General features: G+C 71.4%; 14 protein-coding genes. 3 read left to right on the forward strand and 11 right to left on the reverse strand.

Annotation, left to right across the window (positions count from 1 at the left end; genetic code table 11):
* Positions 1-108 precede the first annotated feature (108 nt).
* Positions 109-963, reverse strand: a complete 855-nt coding sequence (locus WMF26_RS48885; RefSeq protein ID WP_437998301.1) for an aspartyl/asparaginyl beta-hydroxylase domain-containing protein — start codon at positions 961-963, stop codon at positions 109-111.
* A gap of 310 nt (positions 964-1,273) precedes the next feature.
* On the opposite strand from WMF26_RS48885, the gene WMF26_RS48890 reads away from it, so the two are divergent.
* The 3 genes from WMF26_RS48890 to mtnA all read left to right on the forward strand — a co-directional run bounded on the left by WMF26_RS48890 (position 1,274) and on the right by mtnA (position 3,628).
* Entirely contained in the window at positions 1,274-1,900 is a 627-nt protein-coding gene (locus WMF26_RS48890; RefSeq protein WP_437998302.1) for a methylthioribulose 1-phosphate dehydratase, read from the forward strand.
* On the forward strand, positions 1,897-2,442 hold the full coding sequence (locus WMF26_RS48895) for a 1,2-dihydroxy-3-keto-5-methylthiopentene dioxygenase (RefSeq protein ID WP_437998303.1): 546 nt from the start codon (positions 1,897-1,899) through the stop codon (positions 2,440-2,442). The genes WMF26_RS48890 and WMF26_RS48895 overlap by 4 nt, the downstream gene beginning before the upstream one ends.
* Positions 2,443-2,521: 79 nt before the next feature.
* Positions 2,522-3,628 carry an S-methyl-5-thioribose-1-phosphate isomerase gene (gene mtnA, locus WMF26_RS48900; RefSeq protein ID WP_437998304.1) on the forward strand — a complete coding sequence of 369 codons (1,107 nt, stop codon included), beginning with the start codon at positions 2,522-2,524 and terminating at the stop codon, positions 3,626-3,628.
* Between the two features lie 73 nt (positions 3,629-3,701).
* Here mtnA and WMF26_RS48905 read toward each other — a convergent pair whose 3' ends face one another.
* The 10 genes from WMF26_RS48905 to WMF26_RS48950 form a co-directional block, all read right to left on the reverse strand.
* Positions 3,702-4,853, reverse strand: coding sequence for a methionine aminotransferase (locus WMF26_RS48905; protein ID WP_437998305.1), 1,152 nt, complete (start codon positions 4,851-4,853; stop codon positions 3,702-3,704).
* 53 nt (positions 4,854-4,906) lie between these two features.
* Positions 4,907-5,677 (reverse strand): nicotianamine synthase family protein, encoded by a 771-nt coding sequence (locus WMF26_RS48910; protein WP_437998306.1) that lies wholly within the window; start codon positions 5,675-5,677, stop codon positions 4,907-4,909.
* A 79-nt stretch (positions 5,678-5,756) separates the two neighbouring features.
* Positions 5,757-6,662 carry a phytanoyl-CoA dioxygenase family protein gene (locus WMF26_RS48915; RefSeq protein ID WP_437998307.1) on the reverse strand — a complete coding sequence of 302 codons (906 nt, stop codon included), beginning with the start codon at positions 6,660-6,662 and terminating at the stop codon, positions 5,757-5,759.
* A gap of 337 nt (positions 6,663-6,999) precedes the next feature.
* Positions 7,000-8,805, reverse strand: coding sequence for an asparagine synthase (glutamine-hydrolyzing) (gene asnB, locus WMF26_RS48920; RefSeq protein WP_437998308.1), 1,806 nt, complete (start codon positions 8,803-8,805; stop codon positions 7,000-7,002).
* 48 nt (positions 8,806-8,853) lie between these two features.
* Positions 8,854-10,218 carry an MATE family efflux transporter gene (locus tag WMF26_RS48925; RefSeq protein WP_437998309.1) on the reverse strand — a complete coding sequence of 455 codons (1,365 nt, stop codon included), beginning with the start codon at positions 10,216-10,218 and terminating at the stop codon, positions 8,854-8,856.
* A gap of 14 nt (positions 10,219-10,232) precedes the next feature.
* Complete coding sequence (locus tag WMF26_RS48930; protein ID WP_437998310.1) at positions 10,233-11,030, reverse strand: methyltransferase; 798 nt, start codon at positions 11,028-11,030, stop codon at positions 10,233-10,235.
* A gap of 3 nt (positions 11,031-11,033) precedes the next feature.
* On the reverse strand, positions 11,034-12,524 hold the full coding sequence (locus WMF26_RS48935; RefSeq protein ID WP_437998311.1) for a DUF3526 domain-containing protein: 1,491 nt from the start codon (positions 12,522-12,524) through the stop codon (positions 11,034-11,036).
* A complete protein-coding gene (locus WMF26_RS48940) occupies positions 12,521-13,954 on the reverse strand; it encodes a DUF3526 domain-containing protein (RefSeq protein ID WP_437998312.1) in 1,434 nt (477 codons plus the stop codon). The genes WMF26_RS48935 and WMF26_RS48940 overlap by 4 nt, the downstream gene beginning before the upstream one ends.
* 39 nt (positions 13,955-13,993) lie before the next feature.
* On the reverse strand, positions 13,994-16,102 hold the full coding sequence (locus WMF26_RS48945) for a TonB-dependent receptor (RefSeq protein ID WP_437998313.1): 2,109 nt from the start codon (positions 16,100-16,102) through the stop codon (positions 13,994-13,996).
* A complete protein-coding gene (locus tag WMF26_RS48950) occupies positions 16,099-16,875 on the reverse strand; it encodes an ABC transporter ATP-binding protein (RefSeq protein ID WP_437998314.1) in 777 nt (258 codons plus the stop codon). Before WMF26_RS48950 ends, WMF26_RS48945 begins: the two co-directional genes overlap by 4 nt.
* Between the last annotated feature and the right edge of the window lie 327 nt (positions 16,876-17,202).

Genomic DNA, 17,202 nt, shown 5'->3' on the forward strand with positions numbered 1-17,202 from the left:
CCACCGCCGGACGCGCGGTGCGATGGCCGATGTGAGCGAACCTGGGAGCACCCGCGGGGGCCGCTCCGAGCCCCAGTCCTCCATCCTCAATCGCCGGAGCTGCAGGCCTCACGCTTGGGCGGGCTGATAAAACGGGTGTCCGGGCACGTTGAGGTTCAGGAAGGTGATCTTCTCGCTGAGCCAGTGATCCCGCCGGGCGGCGTCGCCGCGCTCCTCGTGATAGCGCGCGAGCAGGTCGTAGGTCGACAGGGAGCCCAGGTCGTGATCGTGAAACGCCTTCCGGAACAGGTCCTCTGCGGCGCCCTGGCGTCCTCCGCTCGCCAGCCCGTCGGCGGTGCGGCAGAGCTCCGCGAAGCGCTCCTCCGAGAGCCTCGGCTTGTCCCGCAGCGCGTCCGGATGCAGGAACTCGCTGGAGACGAGCTCCTCCAGCGTTCCGTTCATGTAGCAGTCGAGGATCAGGTGGATCCGGTCCTCGGAGCCGCGGTTGCAGGCGCCGTGGCGCGTCTGGTGAGGAGACAGCTTCCAGAGAAACCCGCTCTTCATGTGGACCGAGCGCGAGGGCAGGACGATGACCGCGTCCGGGTTGGTCTTCAGGGGGACGTGGAGCCGCAGCCGGGGAACGCGGCTCAGGTTGTGAGCCCCGTAGTCGGTGTGCTCCCAGAGGAACGCGCCGGGATCGAGCCGCAGCAGCCTGACCCACATCAGCTTGAGGCCTGACCCCTCGACGAAGGCGCGGACCCGGGGCAACCGCGGGACGACCTCGGTGGGGACGGGCGCGCAGTCGGCGAGATCGTTCTCCTGCGAGTCTCCGCTCGCGTTGTAGAGCGCGGCCGTCTTCCACCCGCCCGACTGATACCGCGAGTAGTTCTCGGTCCACGGGATGTCGGCGCGCGCGACGTCTTCGAGCATGCCGGCGACGACGTCGCGGGGGATCTCTCTGAGCTGGGACGTGTACTTCAGCATAGGCCTCCATTCGGCGGCGCCCGGCGCGAGGGTGGATGGCGGGCGAGTCACGCCCATCGATGTCGATGGGCCGCCGCGGCGCGCGCCGGCGATCGGGCGTGAGCCCGGGCGCACCCCTGGTACTACCAAGGTAACTTGGTTGCAAATGAAATTGAGTGTACGTAGGGCGGGGCCAGCGATCGCCCCCGCGCTGGTGACCAGGGGGCGCCCGAGCGGTGAGGGTGTACCTGCAATCGATTTGCATTTTTGTGAGCCCCGTCGTAGATGGCGGTCGAGGACAGGACAGGTGATCATCTCGGCAGCTTCTCCCGTGGCGGCCTCCCCAGCCTCGATCCCCCTGGCCGAGGCTGCCCGGGAGCTCGTGGAGGCGGGTCGATTCCTGAGCCTGCGCGACGCCGTGCCGGCCACGAGCGGCAATCTCTCGCGCCGGCTCGACGCGCGCACCGCGGCGATCACGCGCTCCGGTGTGGACAAGGGCGAGCTGACCGACGCCGATATCCTGATGGTGGACATTCACGAGCCGCCGCCCGCGGGCTCCTCGGCGGAGACGCCGCTGCACCTCCATCTCTACCGCGAGCGCCCCGGGGTGGCCGCCGTGCTGCACACCCACTCGATCGTCAGCGCGCTGCTGTCCTCGCTGCGCGAGACCGAGGGGGAGATCCCGCTGCGCGGCTTCGAGCTGCTCAAGGCGCTCGGCGACACGCGCACCCACGAGGCCACCGTCGTGGTCCCCGTCTTCCCCAACGACCAAGACGTCCCGCGGCTCGCCGAGCGCGTGTCCGCGGAGCTGGCCCGTCGCCCGGAGGCGGTGGGCTACCTCATCGCGGGTCATGGGCTCTATGCCTGGGGCCGCTCCATGCGCGAGGCGCGCCGCCACACGGTGGCGCTGGAACACCTGCTCACCTACGAGCTCGAGAAGATGAGGTTGCGCCGATGAGCCATCTGACCATCTATCCTGACGATCAGCCGGATACGCCGTCGGGCGTGTACACCGATGTCGGTGACATCCGCCGTGAGCTCGGCGCGGTCGGCGTCCGCTTCGAGCGCGTGGACGCGTCCATTCCGCTGCCGGACGGCGCCGGCCAGGACGAGGTGCTCGCCGCCTACCGCCACGTGGTCGAGGCCGAGCGCGCGGCGCGCGGCTACGAGATCGTGGACGTGGTGCGCATGAAGCCGGACGCGCCGAACGCGGAAGAGGCGCGGAAGAAGTTCCTCTCCGAGCACACGCACGCCGAGGACGAGTCCCGCATCCTGGTGGAAGGCAGCGGCTGCTTCTACCTGCACGCCGGGCAGCGGGTGTTCCAGATCGTGTGCACGCGCGGCGATCTCATCAGCGTGCCCGCCGGGATGCGGCACTGGTTCGATATGGGACCCCGGCCCCTGTTCGCGGCCATCCGCTTCTTCGAGCGGCCGGAGGGCTGGGTGGGCGACTTCACCGGCAGCGCCATCGCGGACCTGTTCCCCAGGTACGTGCCGTGAGCGTGGCGTGGACGGTCGTCACGCCGCGGCCCACGGCCTCGCCTCGGCTGCGCGCGCTGCCCGGATGGGGGCTCGAGTCATGAAGGTCCTCGGCAAGGCCATGCGCTCGATCTGGGTCGAGGCCGACGGCTGGTCCGTCGGCGTCATCGACCAGACCCGGCTGCCCCACCGCTTCGCGACGGCGCGGCTGGCCACGGCGGACGACGCCGCGCGCGCGATCCGGAGCATGCTGGTGCGCGGGGCGCCCCTCATCGGCGCGACGGCGGCTTACGGGATGTGCCTCGCGCTGCGGCAGGATGCGTCGGACGGGGCGCTGGAGCGGGCGTACGCGCTGCTCGGCAGCGCGCGCCCCACGGCCGTGAACCTGCGCTGGGCGCTCGACGAGGTGCGGCGCGCGGTGGCGCCGCTGCCGCCGCCCGAGCGCGCGGCCGCCGCCTACCGGCGCGCGGCGGCGCTGTGCGAAGAGGATGTCGCCATCAACCGCGCCATCGGCGAGCGCGGGCTAGCGCTGCTCCAGGAGGTCTGGGCGCGCAGAGGGCGCGAGGGGCGCGTCAACGTGCTCACCCACTGCAATGCGGGGTGGCTGGCCACCGTGGACTGGGGCACGGCGCTCGCGCCCATCTACATGGCGCACGACGCGGGCATCCCCGTTCACGTCTGGGTGGACGAGACGCGACCGCGCAACCAGGGCGCCGGCCTCACCGCGTGGGAGCTGGGCCAGCACGGCGTGCCGCACACCGTCATCGCCGACAACGCGGGGGGCCACCTCATGCAGCATGGCCTTGTGGACCTGTGCATCGTGGGCACGGACCGCACGACGGCGCGCGGCGACGTGGCGAACAAGATCGGCACCTACCTCAAGGCGCTCGCGGCCAAGGACAACGGCGTGCCCTTCTATGTGGCGCTCCCGTCGCCCACCATCGACTGGGCCCTTCAGGACGGCGTGCGCGAGATCCCCATCGAGCAGCGCGACGGCGCGGAGCTCTGCGACGTGACCGGGCGGCTGCCGTCCGGCGAGCTCGCGACGGTGCGGATCACGCCGCCGGGGAGCCCGGCGGAAAACCATGCCTTCGACGTGACGCCCGCGCGGCTGGTCACGGCGCTCATCACCGAGCGCGGGGTGTGCGAGGCCTCGCCGGACGGGCTGCGGTCGCTCTTCCCGGAGCGGACGCACGCGGGCGCTTGACTGGTCTCGACTTGGACACAGCTGTCTGACACCGGGCAAGTGCGCTCAAGTCGAGACCAGCGCGGCGGACCCCTCAGACCCGGCGCAGCCTCTCCGCCGCGCGCTCCAGCGTCTCGTCCCGCTTGGCGAAGCAGAACCGGAGGACGGGCCCTGGCTCCACGCCGGAGAGGAACGGGGAGATGGGAATCGAGGCGACGCCGTGCTCGCGGATGAGGCGCAGCGCGAAGTCGGCGTCTCGCTCGGCCGTGATCGCCGAATAATCGAGCAGCTGGAAATACGTGCCCTCGCACGGCAGCGGGCGGAACCGCGAGCCCTCGATGAGCCTCAGGAACCGATCCCGCTTCGCCTGGTAGAAGGCAGCGAGATCGGCGGCGAGCGGGTCGCGCGTCACGACCTCGGCATACGCGTGCTGGATGGCGGCGTTCACCGCGAAGGTCACGAACTGGTGCACCCGCTGGATCTCGGCGGAGAGCTGCCGCGGCGCCGCGCAATAGCCCACCTTCCAGCCGGTCGTGTGGTACGTCTTGCCGAAGGAGCTGATGACGACGGAGCGATCCGAGAGCTCCGGATACCGCGCGAGGCTCTCGTGCCGGCGCCCGTCGAAGAGGATGTGCTCGTAGACCTCGTCGCCGACGACGAGGACGTCCCGCCCGTCGACCACCTTCGCGAGCTCGCGCATGTCGTCGGCCGACAGCGCCGTCCCGGTCGGGTTGTGCGGCGAGTTGATGAGCAAGAGCCGCGTGCGCGGCGTGAGCGCGCGCCGCACCTCGTCCCAGTCGACGCGGTACTCCGGAAAACGGAGCGTGACGAACACGGGGGTTCCGCCGTTCAGCTGCACGGCGGGCGCGTACGAGTCGTAACAGGGCTGGAACAGGATGACCTCGTCCCCGGGCCGGACGAACGCGGTGATCGTGCTGAAGATGCCCTCGGTCGCGCCCGAGGTGACCGTGATCTCCGTCGCCGGATCGTAGCGGCGGCCATAGAGCCGCTCGATCTTCACCGCCAGCGCCTCGCGCAGGGCCAGCACGCCCTGCATGGGGGCATACTGGTTGTGGCCGGCGCGCATGTGGCGCGCCACGGCCTCGACGAGCTCCGGCGCGCAGTCGAAATCCGGGAAGCCCTGCGACAGGTTGATGGCGCCGTGCTCGTTCGCGAGGCGCGTCATCTCCGTGAAGATGCTGACGCCGGTCGACGGCAGCTTCGAGGGGAGCAGGGGCGTGGTCATGGCGGTCTCCTCGGCCGGGTTTCGACAGGCCGGGACCTTAGCACGCGGCCGCCTCAGCCGGCGCGCCGGTCGTGCCCAGGCCGCTCGGCGATGATCACCGAGTTGATCACCTCGTCGTGCGGGTGGATCTCCAGGAGCGGATCGAACGGCGCCATCCCGTGGATGTCGACCTCGGGGTACAGGAGCGTGCGCAGGCGCTGCGAGCTGCGGACGAGGAGCAGCGCGCCCGGGCGCATGGCCCCGTGCAGGTGGTGGAGCAGGCGGCTCTTCTCGCGCCGGTTCATGCCGACGAGCGCGGCCAGGAACACGCAGTCGAACTCCGAGAGATCGGAGCAGGACAGGGCGTCGGCGCAGACGAACCCGAGCCTCTCCGACAGCCCGAGCCGCCGCGCGAGCGCGCGGGCGGCGGCGCACGCCTCCTCGTCGACGTCGATGTTGCTGACCGGGAGGCCATAGCGCTCCGCGAGCAGGATCGAGGTGAAGGGGAGCGGGCCGGAGCCGATGAACAGCACGCGCCGCGGCAGCTCGTCGCGCACGCCCCGCAGGCTGGAGAGCTCGAGCCGGGTCAGCTTCTCGTAATTGAGGGCGTAGGGGAAGCTCCGGAGCTCGGCCGCCGGGTCGTCCGCGGCGGCGATGCGGCGCGCCCAGTGGCGCTCCAGCTCGAACTCGCCGCGCGAGCAGACGCGCCACAGGCCCTCGCGGATCGCGCTCACGACCGGATCGCCGAGCACCTCGTCGACCTCGCCGCGCGACCGGGACATGGAGATGCTCACGAGCTCGCTGAACAGGTGGTTCACCCGCTGGCTCGGCTCGAGGGAGCCCATGGTCGCGAGCTCCTGATAGATGCGTTGGATGCGTGTTGAAAGCGAAGAATCGGTGACCGGGTTCATGAGGCCCTCCAGATCAGCGGAGCCGTTCGTCAGGGTCGGTGTGCCAGGGCAAGGGCGCGGCGCTCCCCTCGTAAGCAGGCGGCAAGAGCGCGCGGAGCCGCGCCGCGGCCTCGCCGGGCCAGCCCGCGGGCACGTACGGCAGCCGCTCATCGAGGCCCGCCCGGAGCGTGAAGCGGGCGCGGACGCACTCGGGTAAATCTCGGCAGGCCGGGATGTACCAGAGGCTCAGCGCGGTTCGCTCCGCGTCGCTGTCGTTCGCGTGCGTGGCATGCAGGAGGCGAACGTCGACGATGACCAGATCGCCCGCCTTGACCGGGATCGAGACCTCGTCGGCGTAGCTGTGGAAGGCAGGTGAGCTCGGATCCCGCATGCGCTCCAGGTCCGGGATGCTGGCGCCGCGCAGCGGCTCATGGAGCGGGTGACGCCTCCTGTGGCTACCCGGGATGACGCGGAGACAGCCGTTGTGGGGTGTCGTGTCGACGAGGTAATAGATGAGGATCAGCTCGTGCGGCTCCGGCTCGTACGCGGCCGGGTGACTCCAGATCGTGCAGTCCTGGTGCCAGAACGTCCGCGGCGTCCTCGGGAGCTTGTTGAAGAGGATGCCGTGCTCGTAGCGCGGCTCGTCGAAGCCGAGGCGACGGAGCTCGGCGAGGGCCCGCGGGTGTCCGATGAGATCGACGAACCCCGGCTCTCGCAGGATGTCGAGCAGGCTGCCGATCGCGGCGTACTTCTCCTGGTAGTCCCTCGCCTGCTGCGGCGCGAGGATCCCGCGTGCGAGCGCCTGGTACCGGCGCACCTCGTCGGGATCGAGGACGCTGGGAGCCACGGTGTACCCCTCGGCGAGGAGGCGCCCTCGGTCTGTCCTCCATGGCAGCGCCGCCGGAGGAGGGGTCGCGATCGGCTCATCCATCACATTCATAAGGACTCCCTTCTCAAGCTACGTGCGCGTCAACCACAGCGCCGCTGTCGGCCGGCGGCAGCGCGCGCGACGCCGCCACAGACGCGCGACGGGGGTCGAGCGCGAGCTCCTCGGGCGTGCCGTGCGACCTCGAGATCGGGCGCGCCGCGCGCGGGGGCCCCGCCGCGCGGCTCCAGACGTCGCTGCGCCAGGGGCATGACGGGACCGCCGGGGGCTTGCTGCCGCCGGCCGGTCCCTTATGCGACAACAGACAACAAATGTCAATTGCAAAACAGTTGCGATTACGTGCGCGCGTGTCGGGGCCGGCGCGTCGTTCCCCGGCCCGGCGCGACCCGGATCAGGCGGCCCGCGACGGCGCGAGGTGCGGCGCCTGGCGCCGGAGGATGCCCTCGGCCGTGTACAGGCGGGAGAACAGGTTGCGCGTGGCGGGGTCCGGGTCCTCCCAGAGCCGCCGCAGGGTCCGCTGATCGATGAGGCCGGCGCCGCTCAGCACGCAGCCCGGCTCGAAGAGGATGGCTGCCCTCTCCAGGAACGGCCTCGAGAACCACATCTCCGCGGGGATGGGGAAGCCTTGCTTCTTTCGCGAGGCGATGACCGGGGGAACGAGATCCGCGAGGGCCTGCTTGTAGATTCCCTTCTCGTGGCCGTCGAGCTGCTTCAGCTTGCTCTGGAAGGCGAAGGCGCTGCGGACGAGCCCGGTGCTCGCGAGGGGCGAGCGGGCCTCGACGCTGTGGCGCATGCTGATGAGATCCATCTGCCGGAACTCGTAGACGACGAGCCGGCCGTGGAAGTGAAGGAGCTGCACGGCCTGCAGGCTGTCGAGCGGCCAGTCGCGGTAGAGCGAGAGGACCTCGCGAACCTTGGCGGTCGTCAGCCGCGCGGCGTCGTGGTGGGGCATGAGCTGCCCGAGGTCGGCCGCCCCGCACCAGCGGAAGGTCGCGTCGTAGCGCTCGGGGAGATCGGAGAGGGGCACGTCCGCCATCGCCCGGCCGTAGGAGTAACCGTCGAAGATCTCGTCGGGCCCGCTCCCGGAGAAGATGACGCGCGCCTCTCGCCCGGCCTCCTCGAAGAGCCGGATGAGGCACGGCGCCTCCTGGGAGCCCAGCGGCTCGCCGGCGATGGCGATCCACCGGTCGAGGTAAGCGCAGTAGTCGGTGTCCGACAGCGTGATCTCGGTGTGCTTCGAGGAGAGCTCCCGGGCCAGCGCTCGCGAGTAGGCGAACTCGTCGAAGACGCTGGCGCTCCGCGGGAGGAGCCGACCCGTCGGCCGGAAGCCGATCGAGAAGGTCCTCATCTCGAGGCCCGCCCGGCGCGCCGCCGCGAGCACGGCCGTGGAGTCGATCCCGCCGCTCAGCAGGAGCCCGTAGGGGACCTCCAGATCGAACGTCCTGCGGCAGCCGTCGACCACGGCCTGTTCGATCTCCTGCTTGATCGCGGGGACGTCCGTCCTCGAGAGGTCGCCGCGCGGGATCCTGTAGAAGCGCCCCGTCTCCTGCCGCTCGGGCGTCCTGGCCAGCCAGGTGCCGGACTCGAGCTTGCGGATCTGCCGGATGTGCGTCCCGCTGCCGAGGATGAAGCGGTGGGCGGTGAACTCCGCGAGGCCGTCGAGATCCCAGTCCTTCCTCCGGTAAGGGTCCTTGATGAGCGGATCGATCTCCGAGGCGAAGACCAGGGCGTCGTCGTCTTCCCACAGATAGACGGTCTTCTGCCCGGTGGGGTCGCAGGCGATGAGGCCCGTCTGCGTCGCGCGGTCGAACAGGGCGAAGGCGAACATGCCCTCGAGCTGCTCCAGGCAGGCGAGCCCCCAGGCCTCGTACGCCGCGAGGATGACCTCGGTGTCCGAGGCGGTCCTGAACGGGAAGCCCGACAGCCGCCCTCGCAGGTCGCGGTGGTTGTAGATCTCGCCGTTATAGACGATGGCGAGGCGCCCATCGATCGAGGTGAGCGGCATGTCCGCGCCCGGGTTTCCGGCGTCGGTGACGCGGAGCCGGTTGCTGCCGAGGAGCGCCCAGCTCGCGCACTGCAGGGCGCCCCGCGCGTCCGGCCCGCGGTGGTGCATCGCCTCGAGGAGCGAGGCCATCTCGTCGTGCTGCGCGGCCGCGATGGGCCGTTTCTTGTTGAAGATGCCGGCGATGGAACACATCGAGCACTCTCCTTCGGAGGAGGGACGGCGGCCCGCGGGGGGCGGGCGTCAGGCGGTGACGGGCGCTCGCGAGCGCGCCGGGAACGCCTGCGGCACGAGCCTCGGGAGCGCCAGGTGGAGGTAGAGAGAGCGGGTCAGGCTGAACAGGAGGAAGGCCATCCAGAGCCCGTGGTTGCCCCAGCGGGTCGAGAAGGCGAGCCACGCGGCGAAGAAGACCGCGGTGGCGGCGAGCAGCGAGTTGCGGACGGGGCCAGCGCGGGTCGCGCCCGTGAAGACGCACTCGAGGATCATGCTCCAGAAGATCGCGAGCGGGAACAGGACCATCCAGACGTAGTAGCGACCCGTCGTCTGCAGGATGGACTCCACCGGTGTGAACAGCCCGAGGATGGCCGGCTGCGCGGCGATGCAACCGAGGCTGATGGCCAGCGCGGACATCGCGGCCGTCCAGAACGAGAGCCGCAGCGTGTCGTGGAAGCGCTGCCGGGACTGGGCCCCGATCGCCTGGCCGGCGAGCATCCCCGCGGTGTTGCCGAGCCCGCCCAGCGCGCTGGAGATGACGATCTGCAGGTGCATGAGGATCGCGTTGACGGCGAGGACCTCGGGGCCGAGGAGCGCGCTCTGACGGGTGATCCAGCCGAAGACGCCGAGCAGGCAGGTGGTGCGCACCAGCACGTCGCCGTTCACCCGCCACATCCGGGTGATGGCGTGGAGATCGGCGAAGTCCCGCCACCGGAGGTGGACGCCGCGCAGGTGGCCTCTCTGCCAGATCACCAGGAAGCCGACGAGGACCTTGCTCACCTCGGCCAGCACGGTGGCCCAGGCGACGCCGCTCACCCCGAGGCCGAGCACCTTGACGAAGGTGACGGTCAGGACGAGGTTGAGGAGGTCCATCCCGACGGCGAGGAGCATGGCCCACCGCACCTCGGCCATGCCGATGAGCCAGCCGGCGACCACGTAGCCCATGAGCACCGCAGGCGCCCCCCAGATGCGCGCCTCGTAGTAGGTCGCCGCGTGGGACTCGACCGCTCCGTGGGCCCCCATCAGATCGAGCCCGGCGGCCTCCAGCGGGGACTTCAGCAGCAGAAAGACGCAGCCGACCAGCCCGGCGAAGACCAGCGGGCGAAGCAGCTGCAAGGCCGCCTCGCGGCGGTCCTCGGCGCCGCGCGCCTGGGCGGCGAAGCCGCTCGTGCTGGTCCGGAAGAAGCCGAGGAGCCAGTAGAGCGTGTTGAAGATCTGGCTGCCCACGGCGACTCCCCCCATCGTCGCCGCGTCGCCGAAATGCCCCATCACGGCGGTGTCGGTGGCGTTCATGATCGGCCCCGACAGCCCCGCGAGGGTCAGGGGAATCGCGAGCCTCCAGTACGACCCGAAGCTCAAGGGCGGCTGGCCGGGCTCGGTTCGGTGCTGGGCCATCGGTCGAATCCTCGTCAGCGCTCGTCCAGCGTGAAGGAGAGGAGGTGTGTCAGGATCCTGTCGTAGGGAGCGGACCAGGTCTTCCGTCTCAAGATCTCGAGCCTGAAGCCCCGCCGCAGGGCGTGCGCCACGATGCCCCGGAGGTCGCTCGCGTTGGACAGCACGGTGACGACCCTGCCGCCCGGCGCGAGCAGCTCCCGCGAGGCGATCTCGTCGAAGAAGCGGACCATGATGGCCGAGCCCGAGAAGTTCACGCGCGTGAGATCGGGATCGTCCGAGCGGAGCGGGTTGGCGGGCGGGTTGAAGACGATCACGTCGGCGCGCTCGCCGCGCGGCAGCGCGGAGAAGAGATCCGAGACGAGGAAGCGATGCCGGTCGGGGTCGCGCGGCCCCGTGTGCCGCTCGAAGCTCGCGAGGCTCGACGCGACGCTCGCTTCGTGGATGTCCATGGCATGGATCTCCCGGGCGCCGCGCCGTCGCGCGAGGACGGGCTCGACGCCCGCGCCGCACCCCATCACGATGACCGAGGCGCCCCGCGTCTCGACGAGCCCGTCGTGGAGGGCGTCGAAGATCACCTCGCTCGTGCCGCCCGGCACGAGGACGCCGGGCGGGACCGCGAACTCGAGCCCGCGGTAGGCGTAGTCGCCTCCCGCGACCTTGGTGCCCCGGTTGACCCGCTCGATCTCCTCGGCGGGGAGCGTGGGCGGCAACGAGAGATAGAGGGCCCTCTGCGGCTCGCCGAGCGCGGCGAGCTCGAAAGGGGTGAAGAGCAGACCGTCGATGTCCTCGATTCGCGGCGTTCGATCATCCATGGCTCACGTCTCCCGCGCGTCCGTGTCGCGCGTCAGCAGCCCGTAGCGGCGACTCGGGGGCTCCTCGCCGGCGGCCGGCGGGACCGGACCCCTCCTCGCGGCGGCCGCCTCTTCCCGCGCCGGGGTCGCGTCGATGCGGCGGACGGCCCGCGGGAGCAGGACGCCGAGCAGCGCGAGCATGCCGAGGAGCCCCGCGAGCGCGGAGAGGTGCACCGGCTGCCCGGCGCCCGCGAAGCGGTGGCGCGGGACGGCGTCGATGTCGAACGCCGCGAGGCCCTTGTAGTTGAAGATGAGCGGATAAAAATAGTGCTTCAGCTGCTCGTGGTAGGCGGCGATGCTGTCCCGGAAGGCGAGCTCCGTGGCCATGTCCGTGCCCGCCATCCGGTCGAGCAGGAGCTGCAGCGCGAGGGGCGGCAGGGCGAGCGCGGCCCGCTCGGTCCAGCGCTCCCGGCGCGCGAGCGCCGCGTGGTACGCCTCGACCTCCCGGGCGACGTGCGCGTCGCCCATCTCGTGCATGGCGTAGTACCAGGGCCAGGAGAACCGGTCCTCGGGCACGGGGGTAGAGGCCCACTCGGGGCGCCGCGCGAAGAACGGATCGAGCGTGGCGCGCTTCGGCCGGTCCCATCCGGCGTTCATCTCCTGGCGCTGCGCGAGCGTGAGCTCGACGCCGCCGCGGGCGGGAGAGGCCGTGAGGATCGCGAGGTTGACGAGCGCGGGCAGGAGGACGCAAAAGGCCATCCAGGCGCCCACGAGCGCGATGGCGTTCCACGCGGACGAGCGGCGCAGCGAGGCCACGAGGAACACGAGGACGAACCAGAGCGCGATGTACGCGAGCGAGGCGAGCGCGAAGGCGCCGGCGCGCGCGTCGAGCGGGAGTCGGAGCCAGGCGGCGGCGAAGGCGAGCAGCGCGAGGACGACGGCCGAGACGAGCGCGGCGCGCAGCCCGAGCCGGACGGCGAGCAGGCGCGACAGGCGCGTCGGTTGCGAGCAGACGAGCGCCTCGGTGCCGAGGTCGTCGTCGCGCGAGCGGACGTCGTAGCTCACGCCGATGATGAACAGCGGGACGAGGAAGATGAGGACGAACCCGCAATCGAAGCTGCCGGCGAGCTGCTTGAGCGGGTTGGCGATGTCCGTCTGGTAGAGCTGGGGCACGAGGCCGATGAAGCGCAGGTGCCGGCTGTAGGGGTGCACGTCGCGCAGCCCGGTCGACAGCGCTGTCCATTCGTTCGGCGCGTGCGCGATCGGCATCGCGAGGTAATAGAGGACGAGGCCGAGATCGTCGTTCGGCGCGTGGGTCTCGCGGAGATAGCGCTCCTCCTCCCGGAGCGCGGGCTCGAGCGCCGCGATGACCTCGCGCTCGGCGGCCACGCGGGCCGCGCCGTCCACGATGGCGGCGGCGCCGGCCGCGAGCAGGAGGGCGGCGGTGACGAGGAGCACCCGCGCGCGGAGCAGCTGGCGGAGCTCGAGGCGGGCCCATGCGAGGAAGGGGCTCATGTCGCCTCTCCGTTTCGGCGGGTGAAGAGCGCGACGCCGAGCGAGAGCGCCGCCGCCCAGGCGAGCACGGCGAGCCCCGCCGGGGCGACGCGCGACAGCGCCCAGACGGCGGGAGGCCGCCTGTGCTCGAAGGGGGAGAACTCGCCCCACTCGGCCCGATCGACCCGCTGCGCCTTGTCGTTGTGCCAGCGGATCTTGGTGGTGTGCAGGTGATTCAGGTGCTGGATGAAGGCGTAGCGGTGCGCCTCGGCCTGCTGCTCGAAGTCGACGAGGTGGTGGGCGTCGGTGCCCGCGAGCCCCATCGAGAACGACCGGATCGCGAGCAGCGGCGTGAACAGGCCCGCCCGGAGCGCGAGCCCGTCCTGGGCGCGGTGCGCGTCGAACAGGCGCGTATAATAACGATTGAACAGCTCGGTGGTGATCCGCTCCCCCTCGCGCATGACGATGCCTCCGTAGTTCACCGGGAGGTCCTCGACCCGCGCGGCGCCGTGCTCGGCCAGGGTGCGGCGCTGCAGCTCCTGGAAATGGGGGTTATTGGGATCGTGGCTGTCGCCGACGTCGCGGATGGCGCGCGCGAGGTCGAGCTCGACCTGGGCCCGCGAGGGCGTCGGGTGGAGGCGGCTCGCGGCCTGGGTGGCGAGCCGCGGCACGACGATCCAGAGCGCGACCCAGAGGCCGAGCAGCGTGAGGAGGGCGGCCTGCGCGCGGCGGTGGAACGACGAGACGAGCACGCCGAGCGCCGCGCAGGCGACCAGGTAGACGGCGTAGCCGCCCGCGAGGAGGGCGGCGCGCAGGAGCGTGTCCCCGGAGGCGTCGAGGACGCCTGTGAGCAGCGCGCCCGCGAACGCGAGCGCGAGGAGCGGCGCGAGCCACAGCGCGACCGCGAGCAGCGCCCCGAGGGCCTTGCCGGCGATGAGGACGCGCGCGGTGACGCCCTGCGAGAGCGCGAGGGCCCAGGTGCCCGCCTCGCGCTCGCCGGCGACGCTGGCGAAGGTCATGCAGAAGAGGAGCAGCGGGAGCAGCGCCTGGAGGACGAAGGCGGCGCTCGGGGTCCCGAAGCGCGCGAGCTCGCTCGACTGCGCGGCCTCGCTGAAGCTCAGGGCGTTGCGCTGGTGCGGCTCGAGGAAGATGGATGTGCCGGCGAAGGACTCGAGCCCGGGATCGAAGAAGCCGAGCGGGCTCGGGGGGCGGAAGGCGAAGGACCCGTAATGGGCGGCGCGGTGCGGGTGGCGGTCGGGCTGCTCGACCCACTGGCGGTGGACGAGCTCCTGGAGGGCGGCGCGCTGGCGGGCCTCGGCGGTGTGGCGCGCAGCCTCGAGCAGGAACGCCGCGACGAGGAGCGTCGCGACGAGCGCGGCGGCGATGCGGAAGGTGCGGTTGCGGAAAGCGCGGATCGCCTCGTGCCGCGCCGCTGTGAAGAGGGCTCTCATGCGCTGACTCCCTGAGGGTCTCGTCGGACCGCGGCAGCGTCAGAAGCTCAAGGTGCCAGTCACGTACGCCGAGCGACCGTTGCCCGGGTTGTGCTGGGACCCTACGGCGCCGAAGTCCTTGTACCAGATGGACGTGTCGTACGACCGGTCGAGCAGGTTGTTCACCTCGGCGCCGACCGAGAGGGCCTCGGTGACGTCGTAGGCCGCGCTCGCGTTGACGACGACGTAGTCGCCGACCTTCCGCGCGCCGTGCTCCTCGGTGAAGTTCTCCTTGTTCAGGTAGTAATCGCCCTGCGCGTAGCAGAAGAGCGAGACGAGCAGATCCTGCACGGGGTGGAGGTCGATTCCCCCCTTGGCGCTGAAGCTCGGGACGTGGTTGAGCTCCTTGCCCTCGTTCGCGGCGAGCGCCGGCCCGGGCTCGACCTGCTCGGAGAGGGTGCGGCTGAACGCGCCCCACACCGAGAGGAAATCGAACGGCCGCAGCGTGAGCTCGACGTCGAAGCCGCGCCGCAGCGTCTCGCCGACGTTCTCGACGTCGCCGGAGCCGTCGCCCTTGTCCCGCACCTCGCCGCTCGCGCGCTGCTCCCAATAGGCGAGGTGGCTCGTGACCCACGGGAAGACGCTCGATCGATGGCCGACCTCCCAGCCGTCGTTGATCGACGGATCGAGCGGCGTGCCCTGAACGGCATAGGCGCCCTTGCCCGTGCCGATCTGGAACGTGCGCCCGTAATTCGCATACAGGCTCTGCCCCTTGACGGGCGTGACCATGACGCTCGCCTTCGGCTGCCAGATGAAGCCGTAGTCGTTGAGGTCGTAATCGACCCTGCGGGCGGCCTCGCCCTCGGGCTGCTCGAGGAAGCTGCCGGCGCCGGCCAGGCGATCGGCCCGCAGCGCGGCGACGAGCTTGATCGGCTTGATCGGGCTCGCGCTCGCCTGCACGTAGGAGCCGACGGCGTGGAGGGCGAAGTCCTCGTCGCGGAACGCGGGGCCCTGCCGTTTCCGCTCGACCGTGGGGATGCGCTGGTACCGGCTGTCCTGGAGCTGGTAGTCGACCCCCCACTCGACGGTGAGGCCGAGCGCCCGGGGGTCGCGCGCGCGGTACGTGAGGACCGAGATCGCGCCGTATTGCCGGTCGTCCTCGACCCGGAGCTGCTGGTCGAGGTCGGGATCGAACTTCACCCACCGGTCCCGCAGGAACGCCTGCCCGTAGCCCTTCAGCTGCCACGACAGGCCCTCGGCGAGCTCGTGATCCAGGTGGACGCTCGCGTGGAGGGTCGTTTGCCGGCCGCCGTCGGTGGCCGCGTGGGCGGGCGACGTCGTGGGGCGCGAGCGCGCGTCGTCGCCGGACAGGTAGCCGGGGGCGTCGGCGTCGAGGAGCATGCCGCGCAAGATGAGCCCGACCCGGAGCTCCCTGGACGGCTCGTAAAACCACTTGGCCGAGCCGGCGACCCGGTCGGTCCTCGCGTGATCGCGGTAGCTGTCCGAGCCGCGGTAGCCGGCGAAGTAGGTCTGGCTGAGCGCGTCGCGCTCGGTCGCGACGAGCACCTGGGGCTCGACGGTCCAGAAGCTCCCGGCGAGGAGCCGGGCGATGCGCTCGTTCCCCGTCTTGCGGGTGATGACGTTGATGTTGCCAGCGACGTTGTTCAGCCCGTAGCGCGGGTCGTTCGTGCCCTTGACGACCTCCATCCGCTCGATCTCGAGCGGGAAGACGGCCTTCATGTCGGGGAGGCCGACGTGGTGGTTGCTGGGGATGCCGTCGATGAGGAGCTTCGTGTGGGCGACGTCGCCCTGCGTGTTGAAGCCGCGGAGCCCGATGTCGGCGTTGATGATGCCCTGGTTGAAGGACTCGATATAAACCGCCGGCACGCGCCGGAGCAGCTCGAGCGGCTCGGCCGCGCTCTGCTCCTGGATCTGCTCGCCGCCGAGGATGTCGACCGAGGCCACGACGTCGGCGCTGTCGAGCGGGCCGATCCGGTGGCCGACGACGACGACCTCCTCGCCGAGGTCGGCGGGCGCCTCGGGCGCCGCGGTCTCGAGGGCGCCTTCCGGCGGCGCCGCGCCTTCGGGGGGCGCCGCCGCGGCGGCGGGGGTCGAGAGCAGCGCGGCGAGCGCGGCGGCGAGGCCGGAGGTGCGCGCGCGCGGGGTCATGACAGGGCCTCGGGCGCGGGAGCGGCGGCCGCGCCGCTGCGCGGGGGGAGCGGGGGAGCGGCGTCGCCGGGAGGGTCGAAGTGCCGGCGGTACAGCGCGAGGACGTCGGCCTCGGACATGCCGGCGGCGCCCGTGACCTCGACGAGCCGGCCGGCCTTCATGACGCCGATCCGGTGCGCGATGCTCGCGACGGCGCCGAGGTCGTGGGTCACCATCAGCACGGCGGCGCCGCGGTCGCTCTCGCGCCGGATCGCGGCGCAGAGCTCGCGGACGGCGCCGGGATCCAGCCCGGAGGTCGGCTCGTCGAGGAGCAGGGCGCCGGCGCCCTTCGCCTGCGAGAGGGCGAGGACGACCTTCTGCCGCATGCCCTTCGAGTAGCCGCTCGCCGGGCGGTGCACGGCGCGCTCGGGCAGGCCGGCCGCGGTGAGCAGCCGCGAGAGCTCCGCGGAAGAGGGCACGCGCGCCCGCGACAGGCCGAGGAAATACGCGAGGTTCTCGCAGCCGGTGAGGTGCGGATAGAGCCGCACCTGCTCCGGGACGTAGGCGATCTGCCGCCGCGCCGCGATGGGGTCGGGCTCCACGTGGGTGGAGCCCACGTGGGCGGCGCCGGAGGAAGGCCTGATGAAGCCGAGGAAGAGGCTCAGCGTGGTGGTCTTGCCCGCCCCGTTGGGGCCGAGGAGGCAAAACACCTCTCCGGCCGGGACCTCGAGATCGAGCGCGTCGAGCGCGGGGACGCCCCCGTAGGACTTCGAAAGCTTGTTCGCCGTAAGCATGGCAGGTCCGCCGGGGGCGATCGCCGCCGGCGGCGCACGCTATGCGATCGGCCCAACTGAAAGTCAATTGCAAATGTGATGCATCTACATTCGCGTCTCTCCTGAGCCTCGCGGTCGACGCGGCGCCGCCGCAGCTCCGCCGACCTCCCCTGGACGACGCGGCCGGAGGCCTGTTCGCCGGCGCCTCGCGGCGGGTCCGTGCGCTCCGGACGATCGCGTGGGTCGCCCCGGGGAGCGAGGGCGACCGCGCCCGGGGCTGGTTGGACGGCGGCGCTCCGCCCGAGGTCGCCTACCGGCTCCGCCCCGGCGCCCCGCGCGCGTGATACG

This window comes from Sorangium sp. So ce185 (assembly GCF_051526825.1).
Classification (GTDB): Bacteria; Myxococcota_A; Polyangia; order Polyangiales; family Polyangiaceae; genus Sorangium; species Sorangium cellulosum_D.

What these genes read in the sequence shown, in the direction of transcription:
- WMF26_RS48935 (WP_437998311.1), bottom strand. Translation starts at nt 12,524, where the DNA reads ATGAGCCCCTTCCTCGCATGGGCCCGCCTCGAGCTCCGCCAGCTGCTC.
- WMF26_RS48950 (WP_437998314.1), bottom strand. Translation starts at nt 16,875, where the DNA reads ATGCTTACGGCGAACAAGCTTTCGAAGTCCTACGGGGGCGTCCCCGCG.
- WMF26_RS48945 (WP_437998313.1), bottom strand. Translation starts at nt 16,102, where the DNA reads ATGACCCCGCGCGCGCGCACCTCCGGCCTCGCCGCCGCGCTCGCCGCG.
- WMF26_RS48940 (WP_437998312.1), bottom strand. Translation starts at nt 13,954, where the DNA reads ATGAGAGCCCTCTTCACAGCGGCGCGGCACGAGGCGATCCGCGCTTTC.
- mtnA (WP_437998304.1), top strand. Translation starts at nt 2,522, where the DNA reads ATGAAGGTCCTCGGCAAGGCCATGCGCTCGATCTGGGTCGAGGCCGAC.
- WMF26_RS48885 (WP_437998301.1), bottom strand. Translation starts at nt 963, where the DNA reads ATGCTGAAGTACACGTCCCAGCTCAGAGAGATCCCCCGCGACGTCGTC.
- WMF26_RS48925 (WP_437998309.1), bottom strand. Translation starts at nt 10,218, where the DNA reads ATGGCCCAGCACCGAACCGAGCCCGGCCAGCCGCCCTTGAGCTTCGGG.
- WMF26_RS48895 (WP_437998303.1), top strand. Translation starts at nt 1,897, where the DNA reads ATGAGCCATCTGACCATCTATCCTGACGATCAGCCGGATACGCCGTCG.
- WMF26_RS48905 (WP_437998305.1), bottom strand. Translation starts at nt 4,853, where the DNA reads ATGACCACGCCCCTGCTCCCCTCGAAGCTGCCGTCGACCGGCGTCAGC.
- WMF26_RS48910 (WP_437998306.1), bottom strand. Translation starts at nt 5,677, where the DNA reads ATGGGCTCCCTCGAGCCGAGCCAGCGGGTGAACCACCTGTTCAGCGAG.
- WMF26_RS48915 (WP_437998307.1), bottom strand. Translation starts at nt 6,662, where the DNA reads ATGAATGTGATGGATGAGCCGATCGCGACCCCTCCTCCGGCGGCGCTG.
- asnB (WP_437998308.1), bottom strand. Translation starts at nt 8,805, where the DNA reads ATGTGTTCCATCGCCGGCATCTTCAACAAGAAACGGCCCATCGCGGCC.
- WMF26_RS48930 (WP_437998310.1), bottom strand. Translation starts at nt 11,030, where the DNA reads ATGGATGATCGAACGCCGCGAATCGAGGACATCGACGGTCTGCTCTTC.